Annotated in this window: 18 protein-coding genes, 1 tRNA gene and 1 other RNA gene; 4 read left to right on the plus strand and 16 right to left on the minus strand. The window is 61.7% G+C overall.

Annotated elements, in window-relative coordinates; translation table 11 throughout:
- Positions 1-27: 27 nt before the first annotated feature.
- The 7 genes from frr to G7A66_RS04715 form a co-directional block, all read right to left on the minus strand.
- Positions 28-585, minus strand: a complete 558-nt coding sequence (frr, locus tag G7A66_RS04685) for a ribosome recycling factor (RefSeq protein ID WP_174294550.1) — start codon at positions 583-585, stop codon at positions 28-30.
- A gap of 6 nt (positions 586-591) precedes the next feature.
- Positions 592-1,320 (minus strand): UMP kinase, encoded by a 729-nt coding sequence (pyrH, locus tag G7A66_RS04690; protein ID WP_174294551.1) that lies wholly within the window; start codon positions 1,318-1,320, stop codon positions 592-594.
- A 146-nt stretch (positions 1,321-1,466) separates the two neighbouring features.
- Complete coding sequence (gene tsf / locus G7A66_RS04695; RefSeq protein WP_174294552.1) at positions 1,467-2,393, minus strand: translation elongation factor Ts; 927 nt, start codon at positions 2,391-2,393, stop codon at positions 1,467-1,469.
- Positions 2,394-2,474: 81 nt separating this feature from the next.
- Positions 2,475-3,227 (minus strand): 30S ribosomal protein S2, encoded by a 753-nt coding sequence (gene rpsB / locus G7A66_RS04700; protein WP_170002959.1) that lies wholly within the window; start codon positions 3,225-3,227, stop codon positions 2,475-2,477.
- A 538-nt stretch (positions 3,228-3,765) separates the two neighbouring features.
- On the minus strand, positions 3,766-4,638 hold the full coding sequence (locus G7A66_RS04705; protein ID WP_174294553.1) for a CDP-alcohol phosphatidyltransferase family protein: 873 nt from the start codon (positions 4,636-4,638) through the stop codon (positions 3,766-3,768).
- A complete protein-coding gene (locus G7A66_RS04710; RefSeq protein WP_174294554.1) occupies positions 4,635-5,387 on the minus strand; it encodes a phosphatidylserine decarboxylase in 753 nt (250 codons plus the stop codon). Before G7A66_RS04710 ends, G7A66_RS04705 begins: the two co-directional genes overlap by 4 nt.
- Positions 5,388-5,456: 69 nt before the next feature.
- On the minus strand, positions 5,457-6,587 hold the full coding sequence (locus G7A66_RS04715; protein WP_174294555.1) for a beta-ketoacyl-ACP synthase III: 1,131 nt from the start codon (positions 6,585-6,587) through the stop codon (positions 5,457-5,459).
- Positions 6,588-6,961: 374 nt separating this feature from the next.
- On the opposite strand from G7A66_RS04715, the gene G7A66_RS04720 reads away from it, so the two are divergent.
- The 3 genes from G7A66_RS04720 (at position 6,962) to G7A66_RS04730 (ending at position 10,235) form a co-directional block, all read left to right on the plus strand.
- Positions 6,962-7,519: a sigma-70 family RNA polymerase sigma factor gene (locus G7A66_RS04720; protein ID WP_174294556.1), complete on the plus strand. Its 558-nt coding sequence runs from the start codon at positions 6,962-6,964 to the stop codon at positions 7,517-7,519.
- Positions 7,512-8,300, plus strand: a complete 789-nt coding sequence (locus G7A66_RS04725) for an anti-sigma factor (RefSeq protein ID WP_174294557.1) — start codon at positions 7,512-7,514, stop codon at positions 8,298-8,300. The genes G7A66_RS04720 and G7A66_RS04725 overlap by 8 nt, the downstream gene beginning before the upstream one ends.
- 66 nt (positions 8,301-8,366) lie before the next feature.
- Positions 8,367-10,235: an ABC-F family ATP-binding cassette domain-containing protein gene (locus G7A66_RS04730; RefSeq protein ID WP_174294558.1), complete on the plus strand. Its 1,869-nt coding sequence runs from the start codon at positions 8,367-8,369 to the stop codon at positions 10,233-10,235.
- Between the two features lie 169 nt (positions 10,236-10,404).
- Here the strand turns inward: G7A66_RS04730 and G7A66_RS04735 are convergent, their stop codons facing one another.
- Both G7A66_RS04735 and G7A66_RS04740 read right to left on the minus strand, forming a co-directional pair.
- Complete coding sequence (locus tag G7A66_RS04735) at positions 10,405-10,767, minus strand: hypothetical protein (RefSeq protein WP_206675068.1); 363 nt, start codon at positions 10,765-10,767, stop codon at positions 10,405-10,407.
- A gap of 1,699 nt (positions 10,768-12,466) precedes the next feature.
- Positions 12,467-12,552, minus strand: a tRNA-Tyr gene (locus G7A66_RS04740).
- A gap of 154 nt (positions 12,553-12,706) precedes the next feature.
- Here G7A66_RS04740 and rlmB point away from each other — a divergent pair.
- On the plus strand, positions 12,707-13,501 hold the full coding sequence (gene rlmB / locus G7A66_RS04745) for a 23S rRNA (guanosine(2251)-2'-O)-methyltransferase RlmB (protein WP_332310487.1): 795 nt from the start codon (positions 12,707-12,709) through the stop codon (positions 13,499-13,501).
- Between the two features lie 97 nt (positions 13,502-13,598).
- On the opposite strand, the gene G7A66_RS04750 is transcribed toward rlmB, so the two are convergent.
- The 7 genes from G7A66_RS04750 to hrpB all read right to left on the minus strand — a co-directional run bounded on the left by G7A66_RS04750 (position 13,599) and on the right by hrpB (position 21,850).
- On the minus strand, positions 13,599-13,871 hold the full coding sequence (locus tag G7A66_RS04750) for an HU family DNA-binding protein (protein WP_174294560.1): 273 nt from the start codon (positions 13,869-13,871) through the stop codon (positions 13,599-13,601).
- A gap of 227 nt (positions 13,872-14,098) precedes the next feature.
- Complete coding sequence (gene lon / locus G7A66_RS04755) at positions 14,099-16,489, minus strand: endopeptidase La (RefSeq protein ID WP_174294561.1); 2,391 nt, start codon at positions 16,487-16,489, stop codon at positions 14,099-14,101.
- A gap of 131 nt (positions 16,490-16,620) precedes the next feature.
- The gene (locus G7A66_RS04760; RefSeq protein WP_174294562.1) at positions 16,621-16,962 is read right to left on the minus strand and encodes a YbaB/EbfC family nucleoid-associated protein; all 342 of its coding nucleotides are present in this window, start codon (positions 16,960-16,962) and stop codon (positions 16,621-16,623) included.
- Between the two features lie 12 nt (positions 16,963-16,974).
- Positions 16,975-18,867: a DNA polymerase III subunit gamma/tau gene (locus tag G7A66_RS04765; RefSeq protein WP_174294563.1), complete on the minus strand. Its 1,893-nt coding sequence runs from the start codon at positions 18,865-18,867 to the stop codon at positions 16,975-16,977.
- Positions 18,868-18,948: 81 nt separating this feature from the next.
- Positions 18,949-19,044, minus strand: an RNA gene (gene ffs, locus G7A66_RS04770) — signal recognition particle sRNA small type.
- 59 nt (positions 19,045-19,103) lie between these two features.
- On the minus strand, positions 19,104-19,382 hold the full coding sequence (locus G7A66_RS04775) for an ETC complex I subunit (RefSeq protein ID WP_174294564.1): 279 nt from the start codon (positions 19,380-19,382) through the stop codon (positions 19,104-19,106).
- A 32-nt stretch (positions 19,383-19,414) separates the two neighbouring features.
- A complete protein-coding gene (hrpB, locus tag G7A66_RS04780) occupies positions 19,415-21,850 on the minus strand; it encodes an ATP-dependent helicase HrpB (RefSeq protein ID WP_269748154.1) in 2,436 nt (811 codons plus the stop codon).
- Between the last annotated feature and the right edge of the window lie 3 nt (positions 21,851-21,853).

Raw genomic sequence — 21,853 nt, forward strand, 5'->3', positions numbered from 1 at the left:
CCCGGTTCCGGCAATCTTACAGGACGCTTACTGCGTCATGATTTCCTTTTCCTTGGCTTCCGACACGCGATCCGCTTCGGCGACGTGCTTGTCGGTTAGCTTCTGTACATCTTCTTCCAGACGCTTGCGGTCGTCTTCGGAGATGTCCTTCTTCTTCTCGTCTTCCTTCAGCGCTTCCATGCCGTCGCGGCGAACATTGCGGATGGCGATCTTCGCCTTTTCGGCATATTGCCCCGCCAGCTTGGCGAGCTCCTTACGCCGCTCTTCCGTGAGATCCGGGATCGGCAGGCGGATGGTCTGCCCGTCGATCATCGGATTGAGGCCAAGTCCGGCCTTCGCAATGCCCTTCTCGACAGCGGAGAGATTGGCCTTGTCCCAGACCTGAACGCTCAGCATCCGGGGCTCGGGTGCAGAAACGGTCGCCACCTGGTTCAGCGGCATCATGGCACCGTAAACCTCGGCATGCACGGGATCGAGCAGCGTGGTGTTCGCGCGCCCGGTGCGAAGACCGGCGAGATCGCTCTTCAGCGATTCCACGGCGCCTGTCATGCGGCGGTCGATATCGGAATGATCGTATTTTGCCATGTTCGCTTAATCCTCAACCTGTTCCTGTACGATGGTCTGAATTCCGCTTCCGGCGAGAACGCGCGCGACGTTCCCGCGTTCGCGGATCGAGAAGACCACGATGGGTATGCTGTTCTCGCGGCACAGCGAGATTGCGGCAGCATCCATCACCTTGAGATTCTGTGACAGCACTTCGCCATAAGTGATTGTATCGTATCGGCGCGCTTCGGGGAACAGCTTGGGATCGCGGTCATAGACACCGTCTACGCTGGTCCCCTTCAGCAAGGCATCGCAATTCATCTCCGCCGCCCGCAAGGCCGCGCCGGTGTCGGTCGTGAAGAACGGATTGCCCGTACCGGCAGCAAAGATGACGATGCGGCCTTTTTCCAGATGTCGTTCGGCCCGGCGCCTGATGTAGGGTTCGCAGACCGTCGCCATAGGTATTGCCGACTGCACACGCGTGGCGACGCCCAGCTGCTCCAGCGCGTTCTGCATGGCGAGAGCATTCATCACGGTTGCGAGCATGCCCATGTAGTCGCCGGTCGTGCGGTCAAGACCGCGCGCCGCACCTGCGATTCCGCGAAAAATATTGCCCCCTCCGATGACGAGGCAGACTTCAAGACCAGTCTCCCGCGCCGCCTTCACCTCTTCGGCAAGGCGGGACACATATGCCGGATCGATGCCATATTCCTGCGACCCCATCAGCACTTCGCCCGAAAGCTTGAGCAGGATACGCTTGTATTCAGGAGCAGGCATGAAGGGATAGATCTTTCGTCGAAACTGTGGAGTTCAGAGCCTTATAGAGGCGCGCGGCGTCCTGCCAAGGCATAAGGCAAGTTGTGAAAAAACCCGCCGGACACGATGTCCGGCGGGCCTTCATCTTTTCACCAGCCGTGAAGGGCTCAACCGCCGACGGCAGCTGCCACTTCTGCTGCGAAATCGCTTTCTTCCTTCTCGATGCCTTCGCCGAGCTGGAAGCGGACGTAATCCTTCAGCACGATCTCGTGCCCTGCATCCTTGCCGGCTTTCGCCACGACTTCGGACACGGGAGTCTTGTTGTCCATGACCCAAATCTGGCTGAGCAGCGCATTTTCCTTGGCGAACTTCTTCACCGCGCCGTCGACCATCTTGTCCTGGACATTTTCGGGCTTGCCGCTTTCGGCAGCCTTTTCCTTGGCGATCGCGCGCTCACGCTCGATCACGTCGGCATCAAGATCCTCGGCATTCAGCGCCTGCGGGAATGCGGCAGCGATGTGCATCGCAAGCTGCTTGCCCAAAGGTTCGAGAACATCTGCGCCCGCTTCGCTTTCCAGAGCGACCAGAACACCGATCTTGCCCAGGTTTGGAGCGGCGGCATTGTGCACGTAAGGGACGACCATGCCGTTGCCCACCGACACGCTCTTGATACGGCGAATCTGCTGATTTTCACCGATTGTCGCGACATTGCCGGTCAGCTTGTCGGATACGGTACCGCCGCCGGGATAATCGGCAGCTTTCAACGCATCGACTTCGTCGGCCTGCTTCTCGAGAGCGACTTGGGTCACCTGACGCACGAAATCCTGGAACTGATCATTCTTGGCGACGAAGTCGGTCTCGGAATTCACCTCGACAGCCGTGCCACGGTTTCCGGACACGGCAACGCCGACCAGGCCTTCTGCAGCCGTGCGGCTCGACTTCTTCTGGGCGGCGGCAAGACCCTTGGCGCGCAGGGCGTCCACGGCGGCTTCGACATCGCCATTCGTTTCCGACAATGCTTTCTTGCAGTCCATCATGCCCGCGCCGGTCTTTTCGCGCAGGTTCTTCACATCAGCGGCGGTATAGGCAGCCATATGTCTGTTCCTTCTCGATAATGTTTGCAGCGCCGGACAGGTCAGACCCGTCCGGCGCGCGAATTGTCAGCGTGGACGCTCTCAGGCGGTGGCGGCTTCTGCCGGCGGGTTTTCCATCGAGCCGAAATCCTGGCCCGACTGTGCGACCGCTTCACCCTTGCCCGTCTGGGCTGCTTCGCCAAAGGCATCGCAATAGAGGCGAACGGCGCGGGCCGCGTCATCATTGCCCGGTACAGGGAAAGCGATTCCGCTCGGGTCGACATTGGTGTCGAGCACCGCGACCACGGGAATGCCAAGAACATTGGCTTCCTTGATGGCGAGATCTTCGTTGTTCGCGTCGATCACGATCATCACGTCGGGAATGCCGCCCATGTCGCGGATTCCGCCAAGGGACATTTCCAGCTTGTCGCGTTCACGCGTCAGCTGGAGAACTTCCTTCTTGGTCAGACCCGAAGTGTCGCCCGAAAGCTGCTCTTCCAAGGTCTTGAGGCGCTTGATCGATCCGGAAATGGTCTTCCAGTTCGTCAGCATCCCACCGAGCCAGCGATGATTGACGAAGTGCTGGCCCGAAGCGCGCGCCGCTTCCGCAACCGGCTCCTGCGCCTGCCGCTTGGTACCCACGAACAGCACCTTGCCGCCAGCGCGGACGGTCTGCTGAACGAAGTCGAGCGCACGGGCCATCAGCGGCACGGTCTGCGAAAGATCGATGATGTGAACACCGTTACGCGCGCCGAAGATATACGGCTTCATGCGCGGGTTCCAGCGGTGGGTCTGGTGGCCGAAGTGTGCACCGGCTTCGATAAGCTGCTGCATCGTGACGGTAGGTGCCGCCATAGTAGAATTCCTTTCCGGTTGAGCCTCTGGAAAGCTGGAACCGTGCGGCGGGGGCCGAAACCCCGTTACCCGCTGCGGCACCGGTATGTGGTGCTTTCCATGTGGATTGCCTGCCAGTCAGCAACCAGAAATCTGGCCACGATTATGGCAGGTGAGGCGCCCATAGCCGTTCGCCGAGGCAATTACCAGACTCGATTCATCGCAAAGATATCAGCACCTGCCGCTTATATCGCTTGACACCACGGAACAAAGAGAGAACAACCTTCCAGATCAGGGAACGCAATCCTGTCCCGGGGTTTATCCCCAGACATATACACAGGCCGCCGATTTTTCGAAAGCCCGTCAAGAAAGATAAGTCTCATGCTCGCCACCATCCTTCCCGCACTGTTTCTTGCCGCTGCTGCCGCGGCATTTCTCGTCCTTGCAGATGGGTTCTTGCGGGCCGCTCATGGTGCCGGCCAATTACGCAAGCAGATAGCGATGCTGGATGCCGGTCGCTCAGCGAGCATGGTTAGAACGCGCGTTCCCGTGCAGGCAGCTATGCCGGCCTATCGTGCGCAGCCGCGTCCGATGCGTCCATCGCGTTCAGCGGCGCGACCGGATCGCCCTTCGCTGACCGCTGCCGCCTGACCTTGGCATAGCGATAGAACCCGTAGGGCATCAGCGCGAGATAGATCGCGCAGATCCCGACAAGGGACCACCAGGGTTCGAGAAGCAGGGCACCGAATAACAGGCCTGCCGCCCCGATCAGTTCGAGTCGCACGTTGCGCCTTGGGCGTATGGATTTCCAGCTGAGCGTCGCGATGTTCGAGATCATGAAGAACGCGATGATGGCAAGCCATATGCCGACAAGCACCGGTTCACGGAACAATGCCGAACCAGTCGCCATCCAGATATAGAACGGCAGGAAAGCGAGCCCGGCCCCGACAGGCGCAGGCACCCCGGTAAGGAACCCGGCTGATTTATGCGGCTGGTCGTCGGTATCGATCTGTGCGTTGAAACGCGCGAGACGAAGTGCACAGCAGATTGCGAAGGCGAGACAGGCAAACCAGCCGAGCCGGGTCAGATCCTGAAGCGACCAGAGATAGATGATCAGCGCAGGCGCCATGCCGAAGGAAAGCGAATCGGCCAGGCTGTCCATCTCCGCACCGAATCGCGATTGCGCCTTCAACATGCGCGCGACACGCCCATCAAGCCCGTCCAGCACACCGGCCAGAATGACGGCTACGATGCTTTCCGCCCAATCGCCGGAGATGGCGAAACGGATACCCGTTAACCCACTGCATAGCGCCGCAGCGGTTATGGCATTGGGGAGCACTGCGCGCAGCGACAGACCGCGCGCGCCGCCCCGTGTCTGCGGCACCTCGTCTTCGGCGGCTCTGGGCCCGATCCAGCGATCGTCTTGATTCATTGCAGCACACCCTCAATCAATTCCTGATGCCCGAAGCGGGCAAGTATGGTTTCACCGGCAATCACGCGCTGGCCGATAAGCACGGCCGGATCGGTCCCGCCGGGAAGATAAATGTCGACACGGCTGCCGAACCGGATCAGCCCTACCCTCTGGCCCGCCGCGAGCATGTCACCTGTCTTGACCCACGGCACGATCCGCCGCGCAACCAGTCCGGCGATCTGGGTAAAGCCGATTTTTCGCCCGTCTGCCCGTTCGATCAGGATGTGGTGCCGTTCGTTCTCGGAACTCGCCTTATCGAGTTCCGCATTGAGGAACCGCCCTGGCATGTAGACGACGCGCCGGACAGTGCCGCCGATCGGTGCACGATTGATGTGCACATCGAACACGCTCATGAAGATCGAGATGCGCGTCGCGGCTTCGCCGTTCAGGCCCGATACTCCGCCGCCATCATCGTCCACGAGTTCACGGGGCGGTGTGACCTGCTCGATGCGGATTACTTGTCCATCCGCGGGAGAGAGTATCAGATCGTCGTCACGCATGACCACGCGTTCGGGATCACGAAAGAATGCGAATATGCCTATGGCCAGCGCCAGGACGGGCCAGCCAAGCAATTCCCAGTCCAGCACCAGCAGAAGGAACAGAGCCACGCCAAGCGCGATGAGCCCGAAGCGGCGTCCTTCCGGATGGATGGACGGCATGCGCCAGCCGGCATCGCCGCGGCCCCTGTTGTCGAATATCTCCCCAGCCATGCCCCGGCCTACGCCTTGCCGGCCGCATCCACAAGCGGTCCCGCAGTTCCCAACCGACCTGAATTATGATCAGGCATGGCGCTTCACGAATACCGTACCCACGGAATAGCCCGCACCGAAACTGCAGATCAGCCCCTCGTCACCAGCGTCGAGATCATCGGAATTAAGGTGGAATGCGATGATGGAACCGGCGCTCGACGTGTTGCCATAGGTGTCCAGCACGGTCGGACTTTCATCGTCATTCGCCTCATGGCCCAGCACGCGTTGCGCTATCAACCGATTCATACCGGCATTCGCCTGGTGCAGCCAAAGGCGGCGCAGCTTCAAGGGGTCGATCTGCAGACGCTCGGCTTCCTCCAGGATCAAGGCCGAAACCATCGGCACGACTTCCTTGAAGACCTTGCGGCCCTCCTGAACGAACAGCTTGTCGGGCGCATCCTTCGTTTCCGGCGCCGCGCGATTGAGGAAGCCGAAATTGTTGCGGATGTTGTTGCTGAAGACGGTTTTCAGTTTCGTTCCGACGATGTCCCAGTGCGGCCTGGGTGCGATGGAGGAATCCTCCACCAACACCGCCGTAGCGACATCTCCGAAAATGAAATGGCTGTCCCGATCGCGCCAGTTGAGGTGCCCGGAGGTGATTTCCGGGCTGACCACCAGCACCGACTTCGCATTGCCTGCCCGCACGTAATCCGCCGCCGTCTGTATGCCAAAGGTCGCGGAGGAGCAGGCGACATTCATGTCGAAGGCGAAACCCTCTATGCCCAGACCCTGCTGAATTTCGATGGCCATGGCCGGATAGGGGCGCTGCATGTTCGATGCGGCGCACAGCACGGCATCCACATCGGCAGCATCGCGGCCGGCGCGTTCCAGCGCCTGCTCAGCGGCCTTGATGCCGATCTCGGCCATGATCGACATCTCGTCGTCACCGCGCTCGGCCATCCGCGGCTCCATCGTTGAAGGATCGAGCACAGAATCCTTCGACATTACATAGCGAGCCTTGATACCGCTCGCTTTCTCGATGAATTCGACGGAACTGGGTTGCAGCGCCTCCATCTCACCCGCTTCGATGGCTGCGGAATTGGCGGAATTGTGCCGCACGACAAAGGCATTGAAGCTTTCGACCAGCTCTGCATTCGAGATGCTTTCGGCTGGCGTATACAGGCCGGTAGCCGAAATGACGGGGTGATAAGTCGGTTTCATCGGCCCTGACTAGCACGCCGCCCGCGCCTCGCAACACCTTGTGCGATCGCAATTTAGCCGCCGCGTCGATCGGGCGAAAAAGAGCACGGGCTCCCCGGGAAGAAGAAGCCCGTGCTCAGAGGCCCGACGCACGACCCAGCCGGAATGGAGAATTCCGGGTGGCACTTGGGTAGCGCATGCCGATGAAGATGCATGCGCAGTCGCCCGGCCTTCAGGTGACTACCCGGGCATCATTTCTGGCGCCCTCACATCTTCTACGCCCGGGTCGTTGAGGCGGATGCAGGGAGGCAGTGATTTTTCGGGACAAGGCGGCAGCAAGCAGCTAGTCAGGCAATAGAAGCGCAGGCGCAGGACAGGATTTCACACGGCCGAACATGTCGGGACTGGCTGATCAGGCACAGCTAAAGCATGATCTGTCCGCCGTCGCTTCGGGGGACATAGCCGGGCTGCGCCGCCTCTACGAAGCTACCGCCCGCGAACTTTACAACATCTGTTTCAGGGTGGTTCAAAACCGCGAGGCCGCGGAAGACGTATTACAGGACGTGTACATCAAGGTCTGGAACCGCGCCGCCGGGTTCGATCCTGCCAAGGGATCGGCGATGGCATGGCTCAGCATGGTCGCTCGCAACAGCGCCATCGACTGGTATCGCGCCCAGAATCGCCGCACGACGGTAAGTGACGACGCGCTGCAGTTCATAGCGGATGATGGCGAAGCTGCGGACGACCGCCTGGTGCGAGAGCAGGAGGCCGACCGCATCACCGCGCTCGTCGATGACCTCGAAGATCCCACGCGCTCCTATATCCGTGAGGCGTTTCTTCGCGGCATGACCTACTCCGAGATTGCAGAACAGTCGAACGTGCCGCTCGGAACGGTGAAAAGCCGCATCCGGCGCGGGCTGATGTCGATGAAGAGGGGGCTGGCCGATGGCTGACAACCAGCCCCCGAACATGCCACCCTCCGGTTCGAACGAGCGCGATCTGCTGGCAGCCGAATATGCCTTCGGCTTTGCGGAGGAAGAGGCGCGCCTGCAAGCAGAGCAGCTGATCGCGCAGGATGCCGATTTTGCTGCACTGGTCAGCGAGTGGACGGAGCGCGCATCAGCCGAGCTTCTCGATCTGCCCGGGGAAGGCCCGCAGAGGGACCTGTTCCCCGATATCGAGCGCAAGCTGCAAGCACCCCTCGCACAAACCGGGTCTGAGCAGGTTGCCGCCAATGACAATCGCGGGGATGCTGCTGGCTGGAAATTCGCCACGCTGGCCGCATCAGTCGCCGCCCTCGCCTTTGCCGGCCTCTGGCAGTTTGATCGTCCCGATCCCGTGGTCCGCAACCGGATCGTCGAGGTTGAGCGGCCCGTGGATTTGGGCGAAACCATCAGCGTCGCGCAGATTACGGGAAGCGAATCCGAAATCCTGCTCAGCGGGGTGTACAACCGCGACACCGGCGCGCTGACCTTGCGGGTGCCGGACATTCCGCAAGGAGAATTGGTGCCGGAAGTCTGGGTCATCGGCGAAGGCGCAGCCCCGCGCTCGCTCGGCTTTGCCGACAGGGACGGGACGGTCACCCTCCAGCTGTCGCCGGAGCTGCGGAACGCGATGGTCGAAGGCAGCGCGATCGCGGTTTCGCTGGAAGAGCCGTCGAGCCAGCCACACGAAGCGCCCACTCCCGACAGGATATTGGGCGCAACGCCCCTTGTGCCGCTGACTGGCGCCTGACGCGAAGAGGCTCATGCTGCATTTGCGCATTAGGCTTTTAACGCCGTCGGTGCTACGCGCGCGCTCATGCTTTCCATCAACGATATCACCGTGCGCCTCGGCGGCCGCACCATCATCGATTCGGCCACGGCGGCTATTCCTCCCGGTAGCCGCGTCGGGCTGATCGGCCGTAATGGCGCGGGTAAATCCACGCTGATGAAGGTCATGATTGGCGCGCTTGAACCCGACGAAGGCACGGTCGAAATGCCGAAGCGAATGCGCCTCGGCTATATCGCGCAGGAAGCGCCCAGCGGCGATATTACGCCCACCGATACCGTACTTGCCGCCGATGTGGAGCGCACCGCCCTGTTGGCGGAGGCGGAGACCTGTACCGATCCCGACCGGCTGGGTGATGTGCACGAAAGGCTGCTCGCCATCGATGCCTATAGCGCGCCTTCTCGGGCCGCACGTATCCTGACCGGGCTGGGGTTCGACGAAGTCATGCAGGAGCAACCCATCGACGATTTCTCCGGCGGCTGGAAAATGCGCGTGGCGCTCGCCGCCCTGCTCTATTCCGCGCCCGACGTGCTTCTGCTGGACGAGCCGTCGAACCACCTTGATCTTGAAGCGACGCTTTGGCTGGAAAACTTCCTCAAATCCTACCCCGCCACCGTGGTCGTCATCAGCCATGAACGTGACCTGCTGAACAATGTCGTCGACAATATCCTGCACCTGCAGGGCGGCAAGCTGACGCTGTATCCCGGCGGCTACGATAGTTTCGAACGGCAACGCGCCGAACGCGCGGCACAGCTCGCCGCCGCCAAGGCCTCGCAGGATGCGCAGCGCGCCCGCCTGCAGGATTACGTCGCCCGCAACAGCGCGCGGGCGAGCACGGCCAAGCAGGCACAGTCCCGCGCGAAGATGCTGGAGAAGATGCAGCCCATTGCTGCCTTGATGGAGGATCCGTCACTCAGCTTTGACTTCCCGGCACCGTCCGAGTTGAAGCCGCCGCTCATCACCCTCGATTTCGCCTCGGTGGGCTACAGCGATGACCATCCTGTCCTGCGGCGGCTGAACCTGCGGATCGACCCTGACGAGCGCATTGCGCTGCTGGGCCGCAACGGCAATGGCAAGACGACACTGGCCAGGCTGCTTGCAGCGCAGCTTCCCCCGATGGAAGGGGAGATGAATGTCTCCGGCAAGATGAAAGTCGGCTATTTCACTCAGTACAATGTCGAGGAACTGGCAGGCGACGCCACGCCGCTGGAGCATATGACCAGGGTGATGGAGGGCAAACCGACCGGCGCGATTCGCGCGCAGCTGGGGCGATTCGGCTTTTCGGGCAACCGGGCGATCAGCAAGGTCGATTCGCTCTCCGGCGGCGAACGCGCGCGCCTTGCTCTGGCGCTGATTACCCGTGATGCGCCGCATCTGCTCATCCTCGACGAGCCGACGAACCATCTGGACGTCGATGCCCGCGAAGCCTTGGTCCAGGCGCTGAACGACTACGAAGGCGCGGTGATCCTCATCAGCCATGACCGCCATATGGTAGAACTCACGGCCGATCGTCTCGTGCTGGTCGATGAAGGCACCGCGAGCGAATTTAACGGCAGCATGGAAGATTACATCGATTTCGTGCTCGGCAGGAATCAGCCTAAAGAAGAAGGCGGCGCAAAGAAGCCGAAGAAGGACAAGAAGACGCTGGCCAAGGAACGCGAGGCTGCTCGCGTGCGGAAGGCAGCGCTAAAGGATTGCGAGAAGGCAATGGCAGCGCTGGAGAAGCAGCTGGCCGTCTTCGACAAGACCCTGTTCGAGCCAGAAAGCGCAACGGGAGACCTTGCAAAGATGTCGATGGGCGAGCTCGCCCGCCAGCGCGCTGCAATTGCCGAAAAGCTGGAGCAGCGCGAGGCCGAATGGCTGGAGTTGGGCGAGACGCTGGAGGCAGAAGCCGCCTGAACATGGCTTACGTGATTAGTAGAGGGCAAGTGGTGGACAGGGCTGGATTGCCGATGGACACCTAAAAAATCGTGTTAACTCAGCAGTATACAGAAGGGGTTCTGGGACCCTTGTGCTATCCCATTGTAGCACTTGGGGCAAGCCGTGAACTCTGCGGCCTGGTTGTACCTCATTCTTGAATTGCATCTCGGAGCTTTGCCCGAGCTTCCTCGAGCCCCCTCATCTCGGTCTGAGCGGCTGCATGGAACGCGTCGGTGACCTGAGGCTGAAAATCCATCGTAGAGACAAATACACCATCCGCCGTGTCGAGGCTGTCCGAGCTGATCCTCCACCGCATCGGCGCTTGGTGCTCTCCAATCACCAGAGTGGCACGACAGGCAACCGCAGGCATGCTCAGGTTCACCTCATCAGCTTGTACGTTTTGGAAGTGGAAGCGCGTATGTTGAAAGACATAGTGTTGCCCCTCCTTGCTTAAGCCAGTCTGCCTATCAACAGCGAAAGGCATCAAAGCTGAGACTGCCTCGTTGGCCAATCTCCTTTCCTTGCACAGCGTGGTATCATGTGCCTCCACTCGCTCGGCGAAAGCTGGTTCCTGAGGATCCACTTGATAGAGCGAGGCGTAATCGGGAGGTCCGTCACAAGCAGCTATGCTAACGACGATGAGGAACAGGTAAAGATGACCTGAACGGAGCATGGCGAGTACATACAGAACATTCGCTTGTTCTACAATCGAGGGTCGTGAACAAAGAGGCCGCAAGGCAATAAGCTATCCTCGGACGACCTATCGGCAACCAGCAGTAAAGCGCCTGCGGTGGCAATCGTTAGCAGCGGCATAGATTGTCCTCCCCCTCCTAGCAGTCTCCCGAGGTGCTCGGGGCAGCCAAGTGAATAAGGTCTAAGCCGGGATACTGCACCTTGGCAATCGCCTCCGCCTTCTGCCGTGCTGACAGGCCGTTCCCGTGGACCCGGCTGGAGCCGCTTTCCGTACAATGCGCCAAGGCAAGTGCCGTCCACTCCGGCAGCTCGGCGGCTCGCAAACCCGTCCTCTTCGTCAATGTCCTCCACGCGCATCCCCGCAGCCTCACCATTGCGGAGGCCGTGGAACAAGCATAGCAGCGGCACCCAGTAAGCACCTGGCTTTTCTGCTCCCAATGTCCAAGGAGCACCCCAGGGAGCACTGATGAATAGCGTCTGGAGTTGTTCAGAGATGAGGGGATCGGGACGCTCCGCATCACACACCGGATCGTGCACAGCCATGCCGGAGAATGGGCAGGAAGCGATCCATTGCTCCTTCACTGCGCAGTTGAACATGGCCGCAATGTGCATGAGATAAGGGTCATTGATCGTCTTGGGTTTAATTGTAGGCAGGCCAAGCGCCCTGCCCCTTTCGACTGCTTGCGGCACCGCCAGACCCTTTAGCTCGCGCCTCTTGCCCAAGTTTGCGGGTAGGCCCTCCAGCACAGCGACCAGGGCGCGCGCATCTTGGCGGATAATGCTTGTCAGCGCCCGACTCGGGAACACGTCCCGCAGCACCCGGAAGACGGGTGCGACTGTTTTTTTGCTGCCGCTCAAGCCGGGGACTTGTCTGTCTCAAAGGCCGCGATGCGGGCTTCTACAGTTGGTCCGCTCGGTTCGCTTGCCCGATGCCCGATTGCCCCGGCTAGCGCCGTATCGCTTTGGCGGGCCGTTTTGACCGCCGCGCGCAGCTCGGCAAGCTCCGCGTTCTGCTCTCTCACGATGTAATGCCAAGCAGCATCTTTGGAGATAGCTCTGCCGTGCTCATTTAGCTGCGCTTGCGCCGCTCGATTCGAAGCTCTCTGTGCGCCTCTCTACGTGCGCTCTGCTCCGCAAAGACCATCTCCGCTGCCTCCCGCTCCTCTCGCTCTCTTTCGCTCTCCTGCCGCCGCTCTGTGTCGTCGTCTGCTGCATGGCGCATTAGCTGTTTCTCCCGCTACACTTCGTACATATCAGCAGCATCGGCCAAGCGGAGGACAGCCTCCCGGCAGTCCTTTGTGCGGAGCGACCGGCTCCATTCTTTCTTCGGGGCATCCTCCGCACCTCGCCAAAAGGTTTGATCCTCGGCCATGATAGGGCGGCGATGATAGTACACGCCATGACTGTTTTTGGTGAGGTACACGGGGTCGTCCTACATGCCACGATTGTAGCACCCGACCGGGGCTAAGCCACTGCATTTCCGCGATTTCCTTGCCGTTCAAAGGCTTGAGGGCAAGTGGTGGACAGGGCTGGATTCGAACCAGCGTACGCTTGCGCGGGCAGATTTACAGTCTGCTGCCTTTAACCACTCGGCCACCTGTCCACATGCCCTGCTGATCCGCCAGAAGCGGTTTGCAATCCCCGCTCAACGCGGGGCTGTTCGGCCGAGAGGCGCGCAATGGCGAAGCGGCGCTTGCCTGTCAATGGGGCTGCTGGCACTAGGGCCGCAGAAATCATCAAAATATCAGGAGTGAGACGTGGCGAAGGGCGAACGCAAGAAGGCCTTGCGCGGCAGGGCCGGCCGTATGCAGGGCGGGCGGGGCAGCGGGCGAGCCAGCACGGGCAGCGTACGCCTGTGGGGGCGACATGCCGTGGAAGCGGCGCTGAACAACCCCGCGCGCAATCACCGCAAGCTTTGGGCGACCCGCGAAGGCGTGGCATCGCTGGACGGCGAACTGCCAGCCGACTTCCCTGTCGAATATGCGGATGTGCAGGATCTCGGCAGGCTCGTCGCGCGGGACGCACCGCATCAAGGGCTCGTCCTCGAATGTGCCGGGCTGGAGGACACGCATCTGGACGAGGTCCTGGACCAGGCCGACGGCCGTGTGATCGTCTTTCTCGACCAGGTCACCGATCCGCACAATGTCGGCGCGATCCTGCGGTCGGCCGCAGCCTTCGACGCCGCCTGTATTGTCACGCAGGACCGCCACGCGCCACCCGAGAGTGGCACCGTCGCCAAATCGGCATCCGGCGCCCTCGAAACCGTGCCCTGGGTGCGCGTCGTCAATCTGGCACGGGCGCTGGAGCAGGTAGCCGACGCCGGATACTGGCGGATCGGCCTTACCGGAGAGGCAGAGAGCAATCTGGCTGCCGCGCTGCCCACAGGTCCGGTGGCTCTGGTGCTGGGCGCGGAAGGCGAAGGCATGCGGCAGAATATCGAAAATCACTGCGATGCTCTCGCCCGCCTGCCGATCAGTAGCGCTATCGAGAGCCTGAACGTTTCGAACGCCGCCGCCGTGGCGCTTTACGCTATCGCTACACGCACCGGCTAATTTCTCGCATCAGGTGCAAACGAAAAACGCCGCATCGGATTGACCGATGCGGCGTTTTCTTCTTCTGCGGCATTTAAGCCGGCAGCTATCGAGTGTCTTAGTTGACGGAGTCCTTCAGGCCCTTGCCGGCCTTGAACTTTGGCTGGTTCGATGCCTTGATGGTCATCGGTTCGCCGGTGCGCGGGTTGCGGCCGGTCGATGCCTTGCGCTTGGCGACCGAAAACGTGCCGAAGCCCACCAGGCGAACTTCGTCACCTTTGGAAAGGGCCTGCGTGATGGCGTCGAAAACGCCTTCCACTGCGCCCGAAGCATCATTCTTCGAAAGGCCGCTGGAGTCCGCCACTGCAGTGATCAGATCATTCTTGTTCATGGATAAATCCCCCTAATTTCGTTTCAGTCAGCGTTGTCGGTGAATCGCCTCGCCGATGGCGCGCAAATTGATACGCTTTGCTGCGACCTGTCAAAGAAAAATCCGCAGAAAACTGCGAGTTTGATTTTTATTGGGCTGCTATTGCGACGAAACGAAGAGCAGAGGCGCTGCGCCTCGCCTTACCGGCCTGTCATTTCCAGATCGGTAAGGGTTGCTTGGCTTGCTGATCAGTGCGCGGTGACTGCGCCGCCCTGCCCGTTGATGATCGCTGCAGGTTGGCTGGCAAGGTCGTCCGCTTCCGTCCATTCTATTTCCGAAGTCGGCCTCGTCAAAGCGTGCTTCAGCACTTCATCAACATGCGACACCGGCACGATTTCTAGGCCCTGCGTGACGTTGTCGGGAATCTCGGCCAGATCCTTCACGTTCTCTTCCGGGATCAGAACTGTCGTCATCCCGCCGCGCAAGGCTGCCAGCAGCTTTTCCTTCAATCCGCCGATCGCCAGCACCCGCCCCCGCAGCGTGACCTCCCCGGTCATCGCGACGTCGGGCCTCACGGCGATACCCGTCAGCGTGGACACGATCGACGTGACCATGCCGACGCCAGCGCTCGGTCCGTCTTTCGGCACCGCCCCTTCGGGCAAGTGGATGTGGATGTTCTTGCGCTGGAAGATGCTGGGCTTGATGCCATAGGCGGGCGCCCTCGCCTTCACGAAACTGAATGCGGCGGCAACGCTCTCGTTCATCACGTCGCCCAACTTGCCGGTGGTCTTGATCTCGCCCTTGCCGGGCGTGGTCACGCTTTCGATGGTCAGCAATTCGCCGCCGACCTCCGTCCACGCAAGGCCGGTCACGGCACCGATCTGTGCATCATCTTCACCCTTGCCATGCTTGAACTTCCGCACGCCCGCAAAATCGCCCAGATTGTCCGGCGTGATCGTAACGCTGGTCACGTCCTTTTCCAGGATCTTGCGCAGGGTCTTGCGTGCAAGCCGAGCAATTTCACGTTCCAGTGTGCGAACGCCGGCTTCGCGCGTGTAATATCGGATCAGGTCGCGCAGACCCGCCTCCGTCAATTCGAACTCGCCTTCTGCAAGGCCGTGCTCGTCGATGACCTTGGCGATCAGGTGGCGCTGGGCAATCTCGACCTTTTCGTCTTCCGTGTACCCTTCCAGGCGGATGATCTCCATCCGGTCGAGCAGCGGCTGCGGCAGGTTCAGGCTGTTTGCCGTGGTCACGAACATCACGTCGCTGAGGTCGATATCCAGTTCCAGGTAATGATCCTGGAACTTGGAATTCTGCTCGGGATCCAGAACCTCGAGCAGGGCCGAGGCCGGATCGCCGCGGAAATCCTGCCCCAGCTTGTCGATTTCGTCGAGCAGGAACAGCGGGTTGGACTTGCCCGCCTTCTTCAGATTGGTGACGATCTTGCCTGGCAGCGAGCCGATATAGGTGCGCCGGTGACCGCGGATTTCCGCCTCATCCCGTACGCCGCCGAGCGACTGGCGGATGAACTCGCGCCCGGTGGCGCGGGCGATGCTCTTGCCGAGGCTCGTCTTGCCGACACCCGGAGGGCCGACGAGGCACAGGATAGGCCCTTTGAGCTTGTTGGTCCGCGCCTGCACCGCGAGATATTCGACGATCCGGTCCTTGACCTTCTCCAGCGCATAGTGATCCGCGTCCAGCACCTGCTGCGCCTCGGCAATGTCCTTCTTGATCTTGCTCTTCTGCCCCCAAGGCAGGCCGAGAAGCACGTCCAGATAGTTGCGGATGACCGTGGCTTCGGCGCTCATGGGCTGCATGCCTTTCAGCTTCTTCAGCTCGCTCTCCGCCTTGGCCTTGGCTTCCTTCGGCATCTTCAGCTTGTCGATGCGCGCCTGCAATTCGGCGAGTTCGTCCTGCTCGCCATCTTCGCCGCCCAGTTCGTTCTGGATCGCCTTCATCTGTTCGTTGAGGTAATATTCCCGCTGCGTCTTTTCCATCTGGCGCTTCACACGCCCGCGGATCTTGCGCTCCACCTGCAGGACAGACAATTCGCCTTCCATGAAGGCCATCACCATTTCCAGCCGCTTCAGCGGATCGGGTTCGGTGAGCAAGGCCTGCTTGTCCGAAACCTTCACGTTGAGCGCGCCGGCAACGGCATCGGCCAGCAGGCCGGCATCGTCGATCTCCGGCAATTCGTCGCCAGCGCCTTCGCCCAGCTTCTTGTTCAGCTTGGCATATTCGCCGAATTGCTCGACGATCTGACGCATCATCGCCGTCACTTCGCTGCCCGAGGCGGTCTGTTCTTCGTTCACGGTCACTTCCGCGACGGTGAACTCGCCTTCCTCACGCAAATTCTCCAGAGTGGCACGCTGTCCGCCTTCCACAAGCACGCGCACCGTACCATCGGGCAGCTTGAGCAATTGCACAACTTGAGCGACCACGCCGACGTCATAGAGATCGTCCCGCTGCGGATCGTCGCAGGCAGGGTCGAGCTGGGCCAGCAGGAAGATATCCTTGCTGCCTTCCATCGCGGCCTCCAGCGCGGCAACCGATTTGTCGCGGCCCACGAACAGGGGAACGACCATGTCGGGAAACACCACGATATCGCGCAAGGGGAGGAGGGGTAGTAAGGTCATGCAAATACTTTCGGTCAAATGGCCCGGCAATCAGCAGCGGGCGACGCTATCCTGACGAATTATATGGGAAGCGTCGCCGCTGGCTGCAACGACCCGATACGGCGCAGTGCCTTGGCCGAGCAGACGGGTCGTCAGCTCATCCCGGGCAGATTGAAGCCGGGGGGAAGGCCAATGCCGGCCTGAGCCTTCTGCATTTCCTCATTCGCCACGCGGTCGGCTTTCGTGCGCGCGTCGTTGAATGCAGCGGCGACGAGGTCTTCCAGCATCTGCTTTTCTTCCGGCTTCATCAGGCTGTCGTCGATCGTGACGCCCAGCATCCGGCCCTTGGCCGTGCAGCGCACCTTCACCATGCCGCCGCCTGCGACGCCCTCGACCTCAATACCGTCGAGCTTGGCCTGGGTGTCGCTCATCTGGGTCTGGATCTGTTCGGCAGCCTTTTGCGCTGCCTGGATCATTTCTTCCATGGATTGCATTTTTCTCTCCGATCATGCGTTTCTGCTGAATGGTATTTCCCGTCGTTTCGGCGGGTCGTCATCTTCGATCATCACGGCATCGGGGAACGCCGCAAAGGCTGCTTCGACCAACGGGTCGCGGCGCAGCGCAGCCTTCGCGTCCGCCCTGGCACTCTCCGCCCGTTCGACGATGGAGGGCTGTGCGCCTGTTGCCGCATCGCCATCGACCCGCTCGACCTCCCAGCGCTGGCCGGTCGCCTCCAGCAGCGCCTGCCGCAATTGCGGGCCGAAGTCCGTGTCGAAGCCCTTGCTCATCGCATAGATCAGCCGCCCGGGTTCGAGCGTCACGATGCGCAACTGCATCCGCAACTGGTCGCCCACCAGCATGCCTGCGACCGACTCGATCTTGTCCACGAGTTCGGCCCAATCGAGCTGCCGTGCCGGCGGTGCCATTGCTGCGGCTGCCGGCGTTTTCTGTAAGCTTGTGCCCTCGCTCGACTGCATTTGCGGCGCAGCAGCCATGCCGGAAACTGCCAATTCCTGCAATTGCTTCGCCAGCTTGCCAGGGTCGGGAAGGTCGGCGGCGTGCAGAACCCGCAGCAGCGCCATCTGCGCCGCAACCAGCGGATCGGGCGCGAGCTTCACCTCGTCATGCCCTTTCAGGAGCAATTGCCACAAGCGGTGCAATTGCCCGGCCGAGAGCTTGGCCGCCCAATCGGTCAGAATTGCGCGCTCTGCAGCGTCGGGCGCATCGGACTCTCCGCCGACCTGCGTCACGGTAATGCGATGCGCGAAGTCCATCATCGCCCGCATCAAGGCCAGCGGTTCCACGCCCAGCGCATATTGGTCGGCAATTCCGCCGAGCAATGCCTTGGCGTCACCTTCGAGAATGGCGGCGAACAGGCGCCGCTGCGCGGTCTTGTCCGCAAGCCCCAGCATATCGCGCACGCGCTGCGCCGTGACAGTGCTGCCCTCACCTTCTTCATCGCCGCTGCCCATGTCGGCATGAGCGATCGCCTGGTCGAGTATGGACAGGCCGTCACGCACGGAACCTTCGGCGGCGGTAGCGATCATGGCGATTGCCTCGTCCTCGGCCTCCACATCCTCGCGCCGGCAGATGCTGGCGAAGTGCTGGCCCAGCATCTCTGCCGGGATCCGCCGCAGGTCGAAACGCTGCGTCCTGCTGAGAACGGTCACGGGCAGCTTGTCCACCTCAGTCGTGGCGAACAGGAACTTCACATGTGCAGGCGGTTCCTCAAGTGTCTTGAGCAAGGCGTTGAAAGCATTGCGCGACAGCATGTGAACTTCGTCGATAATGTAGATCTTGTAGCGCGCAGATACGGCGGAATAGCGCACGGCTTCGATGATCTCGCGCACATCGTCGACACCGGTATGGCTGGCGGCGTCCATCTCGATGACATCGATGTGCCGCCCTTCCGCGATGGCGCGGCAGGGTTCGCATTCACCGCAAGGGTCGATGGTCGGACCGCCCTTCCCATCCGGTCCAATGCAGTTGAGCGCCTTGGCGATAAGCCGGGCCGTGCTGGTCTTGCCCACACCGCGCACTCCGGTCATCAAAAAGGCGTGTGCAAGCCGGTCACGCTCGATCGCATTGCCGAGCGTGCGGACCATCGGTTCCTGCCCGATCAGTTCCGAAAAGGTCTGCGGCCGGTATTTGCGCGCCAGCACGCGGTAGGGCTGCACTGTGGGAGGTGCAGCAACCGGCGTGTCAGAAAGGCTTTTCGTAATCTCCGGCTCGTCGGATGCCGCCTTTGACTCGCCTTCAGGCGCGGAGCCGAATAGGGCCGATTGCCCTGCAGCTTCCAGTTCGGCAGCCGAAGGGGACGCATCTTCCGAACCTATATCCTGCCCCGTCGAGCCAGTGTCCCATGGCGGAGAATCGGAATTTTGCGATGAATCATCCATGCCCACTAGTTAGGGTCTGGTCATCGGAATGTCATGGGTGTTTGCCGGATATCCGCCGCCGCATCGCTATGCAGCGGCTGAGGAAAAGGAGCCGAACGACCCGCCGCAATCCGGCATGGCTGCTTCCTTCCGGACCTGACCAGGTTGAACGAACGCAAACGTCCGCCCGACTCCCGCGCGCCATATGGCGAAGGGTCGCAGGTTTGTCCAGACTGCTTGCTGATACGAAGCCGGTCTTAGCGAAAATTGTCGGCGTAGGCCTGCAGTTTCAGCTTGCGCGGTGGGGTTGGCTGCACGCGGGCAGGAATGCCGTGCTTGTCGGCATAGGCCTTTGCTTCGGCCACATCGCTGAAGGTCAGTTGAACCTGCGACTGCGTGTCGCCGCTGCTAGTCCAGCCCATCAGCGGGTCGGCGCGGCGCGCCTCGCTCTGTTCGAATTCGAGCAACCATTCATCGGTCCGCGCACGGCCGGACTGCATGGCGCTTCTCGGGCGTTGATAGATACGGGCAGGCATGGCTGTGCAATTGCGACCATTCCCGGCAAAAATCAAGACTTGGCAAACGCGTTCCTGGTCTTGAGGCTCGGCTTCTCGGTCCAGGGTTCGTCTGGCCAGCGGTGTTTGGGATAGCGGCCCTTCATTTCTTTCACCACATCTGACCAACTGCCCCGCCAGAATCCCGGAAGGTCGCGAGTGGATTGAATTGGGCGACCAGCCGGACTGGTCAGTTTCAGCAGCAGCGGCGTATCCCCGACTTGCGGATGCCGGTCCAGGCCGAACAGTGCCTGCACACGAACAGCCACACTGGGTGCATCGTCTCCGGTGTAATCGATTGCGTGGCTGGTCTGGGCAGGCGAGGTGAAGTTCCGAGGGGCTAACCGGTCCAGCTTCTGACGATCATTCCAGTCGATCCGACCAAGCGCGGCCTCAGCCATTCGACCTGGTTCAATAGCAAGATCGCGCCGCCCGGCCAGCAACGGTGCAAGCCAATTTTCGGCATCTTCGGCCAACTGCTCCGGGTAGAGTGCCGCGACCCTCGCGAAGCTCCCCCTCGCCAGTAAATCGGCAGGCACAATCTGGCTGATCTGCTCACGCGCACGTGCCAGCAGCATTGCCTCCAGCGCGGACTGGTCGGCAGCGGGGTCCGGACCGGTGGCCATGACGATTGCGCCCAGACGCCTTTCCAGCCGTGCCTCGATCCGGGCAGGCTCCTGCCTGTCGCTCCAGCGCAGCACGCTGCGCTTCTCGATACGGTCCGACAGCCATTCCTCCACCTCGGCTTGCGTGAGCGGCAGGGCGGCGGTGATCCGCGCGCCTTTCGCCTGCCCCTGTGCATCGCCGATCGCCAGCCATTCCGCCCTCGCCAGCGGAGAAGCAGGATCGAGAACATAGCCGCGCCCTCCTGCTGAGGCCCACTGCTCGCCAGAGGCATCGCGCCTGCGGGCAAGATGACCCGGCATGGCACGCGCCAGCAACACACCGGCTGGCGGCGTCCGGGCGTAATCGCTGGCGATCAGGCGTTCGGCCAGCCTGGCCCAGCGTTCTGCCAGCTTGCACGCGGCGCTCGCCCTGCTGCCGCGATCCGAATTCCATCGTTCCAGTCGCTGCTCCAGATCCTCGCCACTGCCGCCCAATCCGCGTTCCTGAAGCAGCAGCGCGATCCTAGCCGCCTCTCCAGCAGCACCGGATTTCGCGCCATGCAGGACCATCGCCGCCATGGCCGGAGCCATCGGCAGACGGGAAAGCTTCTCACCGAAAGCGGTCAGCCGCCCCGTCTCGTCGAATGCACCGGCCAGCCGCAGCTGGTTCGCGGCAGCGGCCAGCGCGGCGGCGGGCGGCGGATCCAGCCATTGGAGTTCAAGCGGATCGCCCGAACCCCAGCGCGCGAGCGAGAGGGACAGAGGCGTCAGATCTGCGCTCAAAATCTCAGGCGCGGTGAAGGCGGGGAGCCCCGCATGGGCAGCCTCTTCCCACAGGCGATACGCCACACCCGGTCCAGTTCGCGCAGACCGCCCGGCCCGCTGCGCCGCAGCCGCTTGCGATGCGCGCATCGTCACCAGCCGGGCCGTGCCGGTAGCCTTATCGTATTCGGCGCTGCGCGCCATTCCGCTATCCACCACAACCGAAACACCCGCTAGCGTGAGCGAGGTTTCCGCAATTGCGGTGGCCAGCACGACACGCCGCCGACCTTCAGGATCGCGCCGGATCGCAGCGCGCTGTTGCGGCGGGCGCACCTGTCCGTGCAGAGGGAGAAGCGGTGTATCCGGCAATTTCGTGGCAAGCCTTTCCCCGACCCGCTCGATCTCGCGCACGCCCGGCAGGAAGGCAAGGATGTCGCCTTTCTCCGCCCGCCAGGCCTGCATGATGGCAGAGGTCATAGAGTCCTCGAGGGAGAGGTCGGGACGCGCGCCGAGCCACTCGATACGCAACGGAAATGCCCGCCCTTCGCTTTCGATCACCGGCGTCCCAAAGCCGAGCAGCCTGGCAAAGCGCGCACCGTCGATAGTGGCGGACATGACGCAGATACGCAGGTCTTCGCGCAAGATACCGCGTGTTTCGAGCGCCAGCGCGAGGCCGAAATCGCTGTCGAGGTGCCGTTCATGTGCCTCGTCGAACAGGATTGCGCTTACATCTGCCAGTTCCGGATCAGCAACGATGCGCGACACGAAGATCGCTTCTGTCATCACCAGAATGCGCGTCGCGGCAGACTGCCTGCTGTCCATACGGGTAAGATAACCGACGGTCTGCCCGACATCCTCGCCCAAGATTTCTGCCATGCGTTCGGCAGCGGCGCGCGCGGCCACGCGGCGCGGGCTCGTGACGATGACCATGCCATCGCACCATTCCTGTTCGAGCAAGGCCGGAGCGATCGCCGTGGTCTTGCCAGCGCCCGGCGGAGCGACAAGAACCGCACCGGTCCCCTCGCCCAGCGCCTGCATCAGTGCAGGCATGGCGGCATGGACAGGCAGCTCGTGATCAGTCAAGGC

The sequence above is a fragment of the Alteripontixanthobacter muriae genome (assembly GCF_013336795.1).
GTDB classification, from domain to species: Bacteria; Pseudomonadota; Alphaproteobacteria; order Sphingomonadales; family Sphingomonadaceae; genus Pseudopontixanthobacter; species Pseudopontixanthobacter muriae.

Excerpts from the sequence above, each read along its gene's own strand:
- frr (WP_174294550.1), bottom strand. The coding sequence starts at position 585 with ATGGCAAAATACGATCATTCCGATATCGACCGCCGCATGACAGGCGCC.
- pyrH (WP_174294551.1), bottom strand. The coding sequence starts at position 1,320 with ATGCCTGCTCCTGAATACAAGCGTATCCTGCTCAAGCTTTCGGGCGAA.
- tsf (WP_174294552.1), bottom strand. The coding sequence starts at position 2,393 with ATGGCTGCCTATACCGCCGCTGATGTGAAGAACCTGCGCGAAAAGACC.
- rpsB (WP_170002959.1), bottom strand. The coding sequence starts at position 3,227 with ATGGCGGCACCTACCGTCACGATGCAGCAGCTTATCGAAGCCGGTGCA.
- G7A66_RS04705 (WP_174294553.1), bottom strand. The coding sequence starts at position 4,638 with ATGAATCAAGACGATCGCTGGATCGGGCCCAGAGCCGCCGAAGACGAG.
- G7A66_RS04710 (WP_174294554.1), bottom strand. The coding sequence starts at position 5,387 with ATGGCTGGGGAGATATTCGACAACAGGGGCCGCGGCGATGCCGGCTGG.
- G7A66_RS04715 (WP_174294555.1), bottom strand. The coding sequence starts at position 6,587 with ATGAAACCGACTTATCACCCCGTCATTTCGGCTACCGGCCTGTATACG.
- G7A66_RS04720 (WP_174294556.1), top strand. The coding sequence starts at position 6,962 with ATGTCGGGACTGGCTGATCAGGCACAGCTAAAGCATGATCTGTCCGCC.
- G7A66_RS04725 (WP_174294557.1), top strand. The coding sequence starts at position 7,512 with ATGGCTGACAACCAGCCCCCGAACATGCCACCCTCCGGTTCGAACGAG.
- G7A66_RS04730 (WP_174294558.1), top strand. The coding sequence starts at position 8,367 with ATGCTTTCCATCAACGATATCACCGTGCGCCTCGGCGGCCGCACCATC.
- G7A66_RS04750 (WP_174294560.1), bottom strand. The coding sequence starts at position 13,871 with ATGAACAAGAATGATCTGATCACTGCAGTGGCGGACTCCAGCGGCCTT.
- lon (WP_174294561.1), bottom strand. The coding sequence starts at position 16,489 with ATGACCTTACTACCCCTCCTCCCCTTGCGCGATATCGTGGTGTTTCCC.
- G7A66_RS04760 (WP_174294562.1), bottom strand. The coding sequence starts at position 16,962 with ATGCAATCCATGGAAGAAATGATCCAGGCAGCGCAAAAGGCTGCCGAA.
- G7A66_RS04765 (WP_174294563.1), bottom strand. The coding sequence starts at position 18,867 with ATGGATGATTCATCGCAAAATTCCGATTCTCCGCCATGGGACACTGGC.
- G7A66_RS04775 (WP_174294564.1), bottom strand. The coding sequence starts at position 19,382 with ATGCCTGCCCGTATCTATCAACGCCCGAGAAGCGCCATGCAGTCCGGC.